Source organism: Sulfuricella sp. (genome assembly GCA_041651995.1).
Taxonomy (GTDB): domain Bacteria; phylum Pseudomonadota; class Gammaproteobacteria; order Burkholderiales; family Sulfuricellaceae; genus Sulfurimicrobium.
This window is the reverse complement of sequence record JBAZID010000004.1, coordinates 27,745-39,850: the sequence shown is the minus strand read 5'-3', so window position 1 is coordinate 39,850 and position 12,106 is coordinate 27,745. Positions and strand designations below refer to the sequence as shown.

Genomic DNA, 12,106 nt, shown 5'->3' with positions numbered 1-12,106 from the left:
TTCTCCCCTTAGTGTGCGTGGCCATGACCGATTTCGCCGGTCTTGGTGGCGGCGAGCTTGACCAGATAGGCGCCGCGCGTAACCACGCGCTGTCCCGGCTCCAGACCCTCGACGACCTCCAGCCAATCGCCATCCCGGGCGCCAATGCGCACCGGTCGCCGTTCAAAGGATTCTCCGCCGGCCATCACAAACACTGTCGGCACGCCGTTCTCGTCGAGCACGGCGGATGCGGGAACGGCCACCACTTCGCTCGCGGCGTCGGCGAAAACTTGCGCCTTGACCGCCATGCCGATGCGTAGCCGCTCGTCCGGCTGAGCGAGCTCGAAGAGCACCGGTACGGTGCGCGTCACCGCATCTACTGTGCCGCCGGTGGCAATCAGGCGGCCGTTCTTGCCCGGTACGATTTCGAAGCCTTGTTCGACACCCTCCACCCGGAACGTCGCGCCGCTGGGCGAAGCCAAACGCGCCGCCTCCGACTCGGGCACGCGCAATTCCAGCCACATGACGCGCCGGTCGGCGATGTGAAAGAGCAAGGCGCCTTCCTGCACAAAGGCGCCCGGCGAGACGCGGACATCGGCAATCGTGCCCGACACCGGTGAGCGCAGCGGCACGCCACCGGCGCCGCCGCCATATTGGCCTTGGCGCCCCTGGGCGGCGTCTAACTCGGCGCGGGCCGATTCCTCGGCGGCGCGGGCGGCCAGCAGCCGCTTCTCCGGCACTGCCTCGTCCCTGAACAGGGTTTCCATGCGGGAGCGCTCACGTCCGGCCAGTTCCAGTGCCACCCTGGCTTTGCGCGCGCCGGCCTGGAGTGAGGCCATATCCGTGTCGCCACCGAGACGCGGCGTGAGGTAGGCAAGGATGTCGCCCTTCTTCACGGCCTGTCCGAGTTGGGGGAACTTGCCGGTTGTCTGCACCTGTCCCGGCGCCGGTGCGGTCAGCAATGCCTCGCCGTCGGGTCGGGCGCGCAGCGTGCCGGTCGCGGAGATGGCGGCGCGGATAGGCCGCCTGGCAACCTCGGCGGTGGCGAAGTCCACCTTCCACTGTTGCTCCTTGGTGAAGCCGATGCCCTCGTCGTCATGTTCGCCGCCCGCCGCGTCGGCGGCCTTGCGGTCGGCGTAGACTGTGACCGGACCGAGCAGATGGCGCACGGTGAATTCCGGGGTGGCCACCTCGATTGCCAATTCCCGCTCGCCAGCCTGCTTCGGCAAGGCTTCTGGCCGGAAAATGCCGGGCTGGGCCGGTGTCTCGGTGGCAAACACCTCGTCCGGCTGGCCGCCGCCGCTCAGGATCACGCTCACCTTGCCGGCAGCCAGCGCCCTGAAGTCGGCAAGCCGCGTGAGGTGCGCGGCGAAGGCGGATTTTTCACCGGCCACCAGGAGCGGGAACTCGACGAAGAGCTCGGTCTGGTCGGTGAAGTGGGTAAGTTTTTCGCCACCGGCCCCGTGGCCATGGCCGCCATCAGCCGTGGGCGCGTGGCTATCGTCCCTGGCCTGTTTGTTGCCGGCATCGCCGCAAGCGGTAAGGAACAGTGCGGTACAAAGCGTTGCAATCAGATATTTGTTCATTCGGTGACACTCCCAGTCAGCAGGTCATATTCGATGCTTGCTTCACGCGCTTTCCATTCGAGATTGAGGGCCGTGATTTCGGCCTCCAACGCGCCGCGATAGGCATCGAGCAGTTCAAGCAGGGTGGATTCGCCGCCCTGATAGGCGGTTTCGGCGATGCGCAGCAACTCGGACGATTCGGCTACCGCATGGGTGCGGTAGCCGCTAGCCGCTGTGGTCAGGCGTTCCACCTGACGATGCAGGCCGCGCAGGTCGCCCTCGGCGCGGGAGCGGGCCAGGCTGTACTCGGCGCGGGCGTTGAGCGCCTCGGCCCGCGCGCGTTTCTCGCCAGCCTGCTGGCGGTCGAAAACCGGCAAGGGAATCGAAACCGTGACGAGCATGCCGTTCTCACGCGTGATGCCGTTGTCCGTGTGCTTCGGACCGGCACCCAGCGTCACATCCGGCACCCATCCGCGCGATGCAGCCCGGCCTTCAAGGCCGGCAGCCTCGGCGCGCCGTGACAGCACTTGCAGGTCCGGTCGCTGTTCCAGCCGGGACAGTGCCTTATCGAGGGGGAGCGGTGCAGTGGGTGGCAAGACGCCGCTGACGCTTGCGGCAGCTTTGCCCGGGAGGCCGATCAGCGCGGCCAGGCGTTCTGCAGCACGATCGAGATCGGCCTGTTCGGTGCTCAGCCGGGCTTGCGCCGTCTGTCGCTCCCGGGTAAGCCGGCGCCGGTCGTAGCCGGATGCCTCCCCAGCCTTGGCAAGTTTTTCGACCAGACGCTCGACGCGGATGAAGCGCTGGGTCCAGATTTGGGTCGCCCGGACGCTTTCCTGCTTGAACAGCGTTTCATGGAAGCGGTGGCGGATTTCTGCGGCGATTTCGCTCCGTCGCAGGGTGTTGCCGGCATTCGCGGCGTCGACACGGCGGTCTGCTGCCTCGCGACGCAGTCCACGACGACCGGATACGTCGAAGGTCTGGGCGATTTGCCAGGTATCTTCGGTGGCGCCAGGCGTTCCCCGGTTGCGGTCGCGGCTATAGCCGAGGGTGGGATTGGGAAGAAGCCCGGCGGCCAGAGCATCGGCCTCCGCCGCCTCGACGCTTCCGCGCGCCAGGTCGGACAGTTCGGTGCGCGTCAGTCCAAGGCGGACGGCCTCGGCTTCGGTGAGCGTATGTATTGGATCGGCTTGCGCCCACGCGGCCAGCGGCAGCGCGAGCAGAACTACGGATAATAGGTGTCGCATCGGATTCCTCGGGACGAAAAAATAGGGTCGAGGTCACCGGCAGGCAACGAGGCCGATTCGCTGCGCGATGCAGCGTCGGCTAAAACAGTCCTGCCGGCTCTAGAGGAGAGCCGACGGAGGCCAGTCGAATAAGGGGGGGATGTGGGACGTGAAAGAAGCGGGCGGCCTGATGGGCGGCCCGTTGGGTGATGCTTCACTCAGTTTCAGATAAGGCTCAATGAGCAGCGTGCTGAAGATGGGATGGTAATGGCCGTCATGGTGCCCGTCGTCGTTATGGCCGTCATTGGTATCGCTCACGGCAAAGCTGTCGTGATCGACTGCCCCGTCATCATGATGGTGATGGTCGTCATCGTGAGAGTGGAATCCCGATACCGGTCCTTCGTTGTCCAGATGGCCATGCAAGCTCTCCGTCGCCGACCAGGCGAACTGGAGCGGAACGATGAGCATGAGAAGGATGGCGATGAGGCGACGCATCAGGGGATTGTACCCGAAAGTATTCAGAGGTCTGAATGGATTATTGTGTGGCTTTCTTCCAGCCCAGCACCCAAAGAGCGAGGCAAACCGCTCCCACTGCTTGTTGCAGTAATGCCGCTTCCGCATAGCCGGTTTTATACCCAACCAGCAGCATGCCTGCGGCAATTGCCGGAATCGCCGACGAAAGCCAGCGCACTACCCGTTTCTGTTCCCACTGCCAGCGCCCTGCCAGCCAGACCCCGCCCAGGGCGGAAAGCCAGCCGCCGAGCATGCCGCCGAGGAGGTCCAGCGGCCAATGCACGCCCACCACGCTGCGCGATACCGCCACCAGGATGGCGAAGGCCAGCAACGGCCAGCGTAGCCAGCCTTTTGCCAAAATCAGCACCATTACCCCGATGAGGGTGAAAATTGCCGTGCTGTGCCCGGAGGGAAACGAACCGTTGCGATAGGCCGGACCGATGATGTGGAAGCTGCCTGCCTCCAGAACCGCGGGAGGGCGCGGCGCATCGACAAAGGGCTTCAGGCCATGGGTCCAGGCGGTTGCCAGCAGCGCGGCCAGCAGCGCGGCCCACACCAGGCCGGGGCGCTTGCGCCACCAGGGCAGGAGCAGGGCCAGCACGATAGCCGTGTCGCCCATCACCGTGAGTTGCGCCCATACGCTATCGCCGCTGTAGGCGGAAAGATGGTTAAGCAACAGGAACAGGGCATGATTGCTCCCGCTCACATGGACCACAACGAGCAGGAACAGCGCAAGTACGGGCGGCCCCCACTGCCACAGGGTTTTGCCGTTCATTTGCCGCTTCCCGCCGGCAACACGCGCACCAGCGCAACGCCGCGGCGTTCGTAGAGCAACTCATAGGCGGGCAGCCCGGCCACATAGCGGGTTTTGGTCAGCACCACTTCGCCCGGCCGGGGTTCGCGCTTTTCGGTGCTTCTGCCGCTATAGACGTTGAAGCTCGGCGTGTTCAGCCGCCACATGATGAGCGGCTCCTTCACCTCCCGGGCAATCAGGGCGGCTTCACGGATCGGCTGCTGTTGCAGGATGCCGGCAGCGGGGCTGAGCGCGGCGACGAACACCACCATACTGGCAAGGCCGGCAAGCAGCAGCTTGAACCACGGTGCAATCCGGTTTTCCACCAGCAGCATCAGCACCAGGGCCACGGCGCCACCCAGCAGCAGCCGGTAGCTCAGGCCAAACGCCTCGCCGGGCGCGCTCAGAAGCGCGGCCACATAGCTGTCCTCCACTTTCGGCTGGAGCATCAGGATGATATCGGATGCATGAAACAGCAGCGCAAAGAACAGCAGCGCAGGCAACAGCAGCAGAAAGCGGTTGCGGGCCCGCTCGCGGTAATGCGCCATGAGAATGAACAGCGGCGTCAGGCCGTAGAGCGCGTAATGGGGCAGCTTGGTGCCGGAAAACGAAAAAAAGACGAATACGAACAGGAACCACAGCCACAGATAAAGCAGGAGATCATCGCGCAGCGCCTCCCGAACCCGGCCCAGCGTGGCCAGCAGCAGCCCCGTATAGGGCAGCAGCAGGAGTGGAATCACCACCGCATAATAAAACAGCCCGCCGCCATGATTCTCCATGGGCGAGCTGAAGCGCCCCACATTGTGCGTGAAGAAAAACCCCTGGATAAAGGCGTCGCCCTCCCGCCCGTATTGGATCACATACCAGGGCAGCGCCACGGCAATCAGGACAAGAATGCCGGCAGGGTTGAACACCGCCCTGAGCCAGGCGCCAAACTCGCGCCGCGAGACGAAAAACATCAGGCTGACCGCCAGCGGGATCAGGATCGCCACCGGCCCCTTGGTCAGGATGCCCAGGCCCATCCACAGGAAAGCGCGATACAGGATGGCTTTTCTGCGCTGCTGGTAATAGCGGTAGATATCCAGCATGGTGGCAGCAATGAGCAGATTGAGCAGCGCATCGGCGGTCGCCGCCCGGCCAATCGCCAGCACGCCCAGGGAAGTAGCGGTAATGATGCCGGCCACCAGAGCGGTAGTGCGGCCCATTGTCCCGGCTACAAAGCGGTACACCAGCGTCACCCACAACACGGCGGCGAGGGCGGAGGGGAAACGGAAACCGGTCTCGTTGACGCCGAACAGCCACACGCTTGCTGCCTGCAGCCAGTAAATCAGGATGGGTTTGTCGAAGCGCGGCTCGTTATTGACATAAGGGGAAAGGAAATCCCCGCGCACGAACATCTGCCGCGTCGCTTCGCTGAAGGCGCCTTCGTCGAGATCGAACAGCGGCGCCCCACCCAGCCCGAAAAAAAAGGCAAGCGTCGCCACAAGCAGCAGAATCAGCAGATGCCGGTCCGGAATCCGGCCCGAGCGCCATTCCGTCAAGAAAGCCAATTTCATCCTGAAATGCTCACTTCAAAGCCACAGAGAACACAGAGAATGGAGTGGATTTCCAGTGACATGCCTTTGAGCGGCTCTCTGTGTGTTCTCTGTGGCAAACGAATTTTTTCAGACTCATTGATCAACCCCGGCATTGAACCGCTTCATCATCAGCGGCAAGGCCAGAATGGCCTGGGCGAGGCCGCACAAGCCATACAGAATCCCGGTGGTAGCCGCCAGCTCGGCGGAATAGCCCAGGGCGCCGAACAGCAGGATGGCGGCCAGCTCGCGCGTGCCCCACCCGCCCAGCCCGGCAGGCACCGCGGCCATGATGAAAATCGGCCCGGCCAGCGCCGCCATGGTAAGAAACGGCACGCTCAATCCGGCGGCAAAGCCGCATAGCCACAAGGCGGCGATGGAAAGCAGCTGCACGCCCAGGGAATATCCCATCTGCTGCAAAAGTCCCCGGCGCGAGTGCAACAAAGCGCGCAGCGCCTCGACACACTGGTCGATGACGGAAACCAGTTTTTTCACCGGGAGCCATCCCCACCAGCGCCCCAGCGCCAGGGAAAAAGGCAGCATGATGGCCAATGCCAGCGCGCCGGCCACTGCCGCGGACTGCCCCCAGGCCGCGCCGCTCAGCGCGTTCCCTCCACCCCAGGCCAGCGCGGCGGCAAACAGCGACATCAGGCACAACACCCACAGACCGCTGACGCGATCGAACAGCACGCTGATGCCGGACTGGAGCAAGCCATTGCCCAGACGATGGAGCTGGTAGCTGCGCAGCATGTCGCCGCTCAGGGTCGCCCCGGGCAGGACCGAATTGGCAGTGATGCCACGGGCGTAAAATACCACCAGCCGGGCTGTGGGCGCGATCAGGCCAAGCAGGCGGGCCAAATGAGCCCAGCGTGCGGCGGATAAGAGGTTGGAAGCGATGGAGACGGACAGGGCCGAGAGAAAATAAACCGGATCGACGCCAGCAAGGGTTCGTACAAGTTTTTGCGGTCCGGCCAGCCAGAGAATCAGGGACAGGAGCATCACGGCGATGCTCCAGCGCAACGCCGTTTTAAGATTCCGGCGGTGCGTCATGCTTTTCCTGTTGCACCCCCGGCGATTTCTTTTGCTGCACACGTGGCCCAGCACGCAACCGGTACTGGGCGCGGCCTTCGGGCTCATGGTAAATGCGGGTCAGAATCTCGCCCAGTACGCCCATGGCTACAAACTGGACACCGATCAGAATCAGCATTACCCCGATCAGCAACAGGGGGCGGCCACCGATATCGGCACCCATGATGAATTTCTGCACCGTCAGCCACAGCATGATGAACATGCCGGGGGTGAAAAAAGTCAGCCCCACTCCGCCAAAAGCATGTAGTGGACGATGCAGGAAGCGGAACATGAACTTGATCCACACCAGGTCGAGAATGACGCGGAAAGTGCGATCGATGCCGTATTTCGAGCTGCCCATGGTGCGCGCATGGTGGCGCACCGGCACTTCGATGATCTTGGCTCCCGCCTCGGCAGCCAGTGCCGGGATGAAGCGGTGCAACTCGCCGTAAAGCTTGATCTCCTGGATGATCTCGCGGCGATAGACCTTGAGCGCGCAGCCGTAGTCGTGCAGTTCCACCCCGGTGGCCCACGAAATCAGCCCATTGGCGATTTTGGACGGCAGCTTGCGCGAGATGGATTTGTCCTTGCGATCCTTGCGCCAGCCGGAAATCATGTCCACATCGGCCCGCTCGTCCATCATGTCGAGCAGCGCGGGAATATCGTCTGGATCGTTCTGCAAATCACCGTCGAGGGTCACGATCAGCCTGCCCTGCGCTGCTTCGAAACCGGCCTGCAACCCGGCTGTCTGGCCGTAGTTGCGCATCAGGTAAAGAGGGTTCAGCCATTCATTGATCGTGGCAAGATTTTCCAGTTGCCGCGCCGTATCGTCGGCGGAACCATCGTCGATACAGATTAGCTCGAAGCGCCTGCCGGTGGGCAGCATGGCCTCGCCTACCCGGCGCACCAGATTGGCTACGTTCTCGGATTCGTTGTACACCGGGATGACGATGGAAACGTCCATGGGTTGCGGGTTCGACTGCATCGGCATGAGCTCGATTGATTGTTATGAAAAAAGGTGATTTCGCGGAATTGAACGGGCGGCGCGAAAGCGCAAAATTCTAACATACCCACCCCCCCCGTCATAGCCTGAAACTGTCATAAACCCGGATTGCCCATTGGAATGCTCGTGCATGTAGGAGCGCCGCCCCCGGCGCGAATGCGATCGCAAATCGCGGCGAGGGCGCCGCTCCCACAGTGATGTTTTGGCTCCAGTGGATTACCCGGGACGAAACGCGGTACGTGCACTTCACGAAGCAGAAGTCCTGTGTGGCTTGAATCGCCTGAGCATGGCAAGAACCAGTTGCCATAAAGCCCAGACAAATAACATGGGGTCGAGCAAATAATCCCACAGATTGGCGGACTCGAGCAGGCGAAAATACCATGCCAGCATACCCAGGCCAAGAACGCCCGCCAATGCCGGGTAATGCCGCCAGTGAATGGCGGCAACAAGCAAAAGCAGCGGGAGCAGCTTATGGCCGCCATAACCCCACTCGTAAAGGTCAAATCCACCGGCGCCAAGCGCCGTCGAATAGAGAGGCACGCCGAGAATCATCACCCACCAGGGAATGAATGCCGGCACAGGGCGTGATTCGCGCGGGGCGCGGAAAAGCGCGGCAAGCAGCAAAAGGACCGTACTCACGCTCGGGTCGCCCAGCAAGCCCCGGCTGAAATACATGAAGGAAGCACCTGATGCGAAAGGCACCATGGCGGCAGCGCCCACCATGGCGGCGAGCAGGATTCTTCGCCCCGGCGCAAGCACAAGGCGGTCGAGCAGCAATACCGCAAATGCGCCCAGCAGTAGCGCCTGAACGCAGGTCGCATATACAGCGGTGATATCAGTCACATTGCCTCCCCCTCCAGCCATGCAGGCGTGAAAACAACATGCTTGATCGATTTGCGGTGGTAGGTATAGGCAACGTGAATATAACCATCGTCTGACTGCAGAACGCTTGGATAGGAATATTCATTTGCCGCATCCGTACTGTCCTCGAGCATCCGCGACGCTTTCCACGTCACGCCTCCGTCCGCGGACACGGCCAGCCCCAGGCGATTGCGGTTGCCTTCGACCGGATTGTAAGCCAGCAGCAACCTGCCGTCGGAAAGGCGTGCCAGGGCAATTCCTGCATTCGGATTCGGCAGCGGCAAGGCGCGGGCGGGCTCCCAGCCAAGGCCGCCGTCGCGTGTTTCAGCCGCCCAGATTCGTGCCGGTGCCGGGCCGCCATAACGCAATACGGCCAGGGCATGACGTTCGTCCAGCGCGGCGACACTGGGCTGCAAGGTATTGCGGCCATGGTCCATGCGGCGCTTTGTGATCACAGCCCCATCCGGCGCAAGGTGGAGCCATTCCGGGAATTTGCTGATGAATTCGTGGTAGACCGGCAAGACGACCGAACCGTCCGATAACGTAAGCGGCGCGCCCCTCACGAGAGTGCTGATGTTGAGAAAGGGGCTGGTCACCAGGCGCCTGGCCGCTTGCCAGTTCATGCCGCCATCGAGTGAGATTTTGTGATTGATCGAGCTTCCCGCCCATCCGCCGTAAGAAACACTGACAAAAAACAGATGCAGAGGGCCATCGGGAGCGCGCCACAATACGGGATTGCCGATCTTGCGTACAAAGCGGGCTACTTCAGCCTGGGTATTGGCGCGGTTCACAATCTCTCGCGCGCGCTCCCACTGCTTATTTGAAAATACCGAAAACCAGACACCCACGTCATCCGCGCCCTCGCGCCGCCCGCCAAACCACGCCGCGCCGATTTTTCCATTGCCCAGATCGACCAGGCTCACGCTATGTGCCGAAGGGGTCGGTTGCGGAAGAACATGTTCAGCAAAAGCGGGGCCGGTCACGGATACCGGCTGCTTTGCCGGCACGTCAAAGGCAGGCTCCGGCGGGCGGGCAGAAAACAGGACGGCTGAAGCGCCGAGCATTAACAAAAGCGCGGAAACCAGGCGAATCGCGCTCATTGACCGCGCACCGCCTCGAATATCAATACCCGGGATTGCAAGGGTCCCAGGTCGCGTGTTGCCAATGCTCTCTTCCAGTCTTCCTTGCCTGCCCCCTGGCGCGCAAAACGGATGCCGGAACCCATGGAACTGAGCGTCCTGTAGCTTCCTGCAGACGTTAGCGCAAAACCAAGCGCTGATGCTTGCTGGCGAAGTGGCAACTCATCCTCGGCGCGTACCAGAACAACGCTTGCGGGCCCAGCGGGCGAAGCCAGATCCGCCTCCCGGAGGCGGCTGGTCTGATAAAAGGCACGTTGTGCAAGAATTGGCAGCATGGCTGGCTGGGGCCCGTCAAAAAGGATCACATGACGGCCCTGTAGCGCAAGGGGCAAGTCGCGAGGCAGGTCATTCACCCCAAAACGAGGGAACACGACACCCACGATCACCAGCCAAAGTAGCATGGCACCCGCGATGCGAAGCTCATTTCCGCGCTGCATCCACCAGGCCCAGACAAAATAGGCGATCACGGGCAACGCCCATGGCCAGCCGCCGCGCTCGAACCAGAATGCGAACGCAGTCAGCAAAAGGGCAAACAGTAATGAAAGCCCCCCTCCGAGATGCCGCGCCCATCCCGGCAATTGAATGCCCTGCCTCATGCCCAGCGCGCAAATCATGGCAAGCGGCAGCAAGGAACCGATCAGATAACGTTCGAAGGTGAGGATGAAAAAAAACGGTAGCAGCGTCGCAAGCAGCCACAAAACGGCAAAGCGCATATTTGCCTTATCGTGGCGTTGGGTCCAGCCGTAAACGAGAGCGGCAAAAGACCACGGCAGCGCAAGCAGGAGCAGGCTGAAAAGGGCTTTCGGGGAAAGGTTCCAGAGCTGCCGCGCCTCCATCTCTTTTTCGTAGGCCTCGGCCATCACTTCCGGATAAAGGTTCTGGACGTAATAAAACCAGGGCAGCGCAAGCGCTGCGAACAACAGGGCTGCGAGGAACAGCCCTCCCCATTTTTTACCCAGGGCAGCCAGGGACAGCCTTCCGGACCCCCACAGGGCAAGTATCCCGCCGCCGCACACCAGTGCCACAATTGGGCCCTTGAACAGAAAACCGGCAGCCAGGGCCGCAGCGCAAACAGCAAGCCAAACCGGGCGTGCGCTGCGCCACCAGCGCAGGAAAGCGAAAAAAGAAAATGCGCTTGCCGTGGCGACAGGTACATCCAGCATGAAACGGCGTGCCTCGGTCGCCAGGCCAAACATCCCGAGCAGCAACACCCCTGTCAATATCCCAAGCCACCTGTCACGGCTGATTTCCACGGCGGTCAGGGTTGCCGTCAGAACAAGCAAGGCGGCAAAAAATACGGTAACGATGCGCGCTGAAAAAAGTGAAGGACCAAACATCTCGAAGCTGGCGCGCCCGAGCCAATAGAGCAAGGGAGGCTTGCGCACGCGAGGCATCTCATCCAGAAATGGCACCAGCCACACGTCCTTTTCCATCATTTCCATCGGGGTCCGCAGCCCAAGCAGGTATTCGTCCTTGCCCGTCAGCCCGGTAGGCTCCCAGATGCCCCATGAGAGCACGCCCACCGCCATGGCAAAAAGCAGGCAAAGAAGCAAGCGCCAGCGCCAGGTGGAAAGCGCGTCCAGCTGCGCGGCCAAGGGGTGGGAAGGGAAATATTGCATTAAATAAGCTGCTTAAGCTGAATTATTGGCTTTTTGTGGAGGGCAGGAATCGCTTGGCCATTTTGCATTCAGGATGCAAAGGATGCGCTTTGCTTGTCTTGAGGCGGTGGCAGCCAGGCCTGGCTGCGAAATACCCAGGCGAGCAATTCAGCCATACCCCATACCACCAGAAGGCTGAAAATCACATCGCTGGCAAAATGCCCGCCCTGCAATATACGAGCCAGCCCAAACAATCCACCCAGCCCCAGCCCCAGAGCCATCGCGCGCATTCTCCAGGCGGGCCAGGCCAAGCCGAGTGCCAGCCACCAGAATCCTACCGAGGCATGACCGCTGACAAAAGAGCAGTTATTTTGGCAATTTGCAGCCGGCTTCAAGGCTGGTGTAAAGATCTTTGGGCCGCCAAAGTCGGCAGTTTGTGTTGGCCGGGCCCGCCCCCAGTGCTCTTTCAGTCCCAGGTTCACCATCAGGCCGGGTCCGAGCAACAGGCTCAGCAGCAGGAATACGCCTGCGCCACGGCTCGGCCAGCGCCCCCGCCAGGCATGCACGAAACTGCCTGCTATCAGGATCAGGCACAGCAGCAAGGCCGCGGAGGCCAGCCTCCGGTCCGATTCATAGATCAGGCGCACCCACGGATAACGGTTTCCGATAAAGCCGTTGCCGGCTTCGTAGGCCATACCGCTGATAAGCAGATCCCATTCCGGCCAGATTGAAAAACAGAATGCCGAAACAATAAACACCCACCACCACGGCGAGATCCTCGCAAGCCGCT

The 12,106-nt window shown here is 61.9% G+C and carries 11 protein-coding genes; all 11 read right to left on the bottom strand.

Going from position 1 to position 12,106, the window contains the following annotated elements:
* Positions 1-8: 8 nt before the first annotated feature.
* On the bottom strand, positions 9-1,565 hold the full coding sequence (locus tag WC392_07705; GenBank protein MFA5242245.1) for an efflux RND transporter periplasmic adaptor subunit: 1,557 nt from the start codon (positions 1,563-1,565) through the stop codon (positions 9-11).
* A complete protein-coding gene (locus WC392_07700; GenBank protein MFA5242244.1) occupies positions 1,562-2,788 on the bottom strand; it encodes a TolC family protein in 1,227 nt (408 codons plus the stop codon). The genes WC392_07705 and WC392_07700 overlap by 4 nt, the downstream gene beginning before the upstream one ends.
* A gap of 99 nt (positions 2,789-2,887) precedes the next feature.
* Positions 2,888-3,262 carry a hypothetical protein gene (locus WC392_07695; GenBank protein ID MFA5242243.1) on the bottom strand — a complete coding sequence of 125 codons (375 nt, stop codon included), beginning with the start codon at positions 3,260-3,262 and terminating at the stop codon, positions 2,888-2,890.
* 40 nt (positions 3,263-3,302) lie between these two features.
* Positions 3,303-4,055 (bottom strand): phosphatase PAP2 family protein, encoded by a 753-nt coding sequence (locus WC392_07690; GenBank protein ID MFA5242242.1) that lies wholly within the window; start codon positions 4,053-4,055, stop codon positions 3,303-3,305.
* Positions 4,052-5,629, bottom strand: a complete 1,578-nt coding sequence (locus tag WC392_07685; protein ID MFA5242241.1) for a glycosyltransferase family 39 protein — start codon at positions 5,627-5,629, stop codon at positions 4,052-4,054. The genes WC392_07690 and WC392_07685 overlap by 4 nt, the downstream gene beginning before the upstream one ends.
* 114 nt (positions 5,630-5,743) lie before the next feature.
* Positions 5,744-6,697 carry a lysylphosphatidylglycerol synthase transmembrane domain-containing protein gene (locus tag WC392_07680; protein MFA5242240.1) on the bottom strand — a complete coding sequence of 318 codons (954 nt, stop codon included), beginning with the start codon at positions 6,695-6,697 and terminating at the stop codon, positions 5,744-5,746.
* The gene (locus tag WC392_07675; GenBank protein ID MFA5242239.1) at positions 6,675-7,706 is read right to left on the bottom strand and encodes a glycosyltransferase family 2 protein; all 1,032 of its coding nucleotides are present in this window, start codon (positions 7,704-7,706) and stop codon (positions 6,675-6,677) included. The genes WC392_07680 and WC392_07675 overlap by 23 nt, the downstream gene beginning before the upstream one ends.
* A gap of 258 nt (positions 7,707-7,964) precedes the next feature.
* Positions 7,965-8,561 carry a hypothetical protein gene (locus WC392_07670; GenBank protein ID MFA5242238.1) on the bottom strand — a complete coding sequence of 199 codons (597 nt, stop codon included), beginning with the start codon at positions 8,559-8,561 and terminating at the stop codon, positions 7,965-7,967.
* Positions 8,558-9,679, bottom strand: coding sequence for a sialidase family protein (locus WC392_07665; protein ID MFA5242237.1), 1,122 nt, complete (start codon positions 9,677-9,679; stop codon positions 8,558-8,560). The genes WC392_07670 and WC392_07665 overlap by 4 nt, the downstream gene beginning before the upstream one ends.
* The gene (locus WC392_07660) at positions 9,676-11,337 is read right to left on the bottom strand and encodes a phospholipid carrier-dependent glycosyltransferase (protein ID MFA5242236.1); all 1,662 of its coding nucleotides are present in this window, start codon (positions 11,335-11,337) and stop codon (positions 9,676-9,678) included. The genes WC392_07665 and WC392_07660 overlap by 4 nt, the downstream gene beginning before the upstream one ends.
* A 68-nt stretch (positions 11,338-11,405) precedes the next feature.
* Entirely contained in the window at positions 11,406-12,011 is a 606-nt protein-coding gene (locus WC392_07655; protein MFA5242235.1) for a phosphatase PAP2 family protein, read from the bottom strand.
* Positions 12,012-12,106: the final 95 nt, after the last annotated feature.

What these genes read in the sequence shown, in the direction of transcription:
- WC392_07705 (MFA5242245.1), bottom strand. Translation starts at nt 1,565, where the DNA reads ATGAACAAATATCTGATTGCAACGCTTTGTACCGCACTGTTCCTTACC.
- WC392_07700 (MFA5242244.1), bottom strand. Translation starts at nt 2,788, where the DNA reads ATGCGACACCTATTATCCGTAGTTCTGCTCGCGCTGCCGCTGGCCGCG.
- WC392_07695 (MFA5242243.1), bottom strand. Translation starts at nt 3,262, where the DNA reads ATGCGTCGCCTCATCGCCATCCTTCTCATGCTCATCGTTCCGCTCCAG.
- WC392_07690 (MFA5242242.1), bottom strand. Translation starts at nt 4,055, where the DNA reads ATGAACGGCAAAACCCTGTGGCAGTGGGGGCCGCCCGTACTTGCGCTG.
- WC392_07685 (MFA5242241.1), bottom strand. Translation starts at nt 5,629, where the DNA reads ATGAAATTGGCTTTCTTGACGGAATGGCGCTCGGGCCGGATTCCGGAC.
- WC392_07680 (MFA5242240.1), bottom strand. Translation starts at nt 6,697, where the DNA reads ATGACGCACCGCCGGAATCTTAAAACGGCGTTGCGCTGGAGCATCGCC.
- WC392_07675 (MFA5242239.1), bottom strand. Translation starts at nt 7,706, where the DNA reads ATGCCGATGCAGTCGAACCCGCAACCCATGGACGTTTCCATCGTCATC.
- WC392_07665 (MFA5242237.1), bottom strand. Translation starts at nt 9,679, where the DNA reads ATGAGCGCGATTCGCCTGGTTTCCGCGCTTTTGTTAATGCTCGGCGCT.
- WC392_07660 (MFA5242236.1), bottom strand. Translation starts at nt 11,337, where the DNA reads ATGCAATATTTCCCTTCCCACCCCTTGGCCGCGCAGCTGGACGCGCTT.
- WC392_07655 (MFA5242235.1), bottom strand. Translation starts at nt 12,011, where the DNA reads ATGGCCTACGAAGCCGGCAACGGCTTTATCGGAAACCGTTATCCGTGG.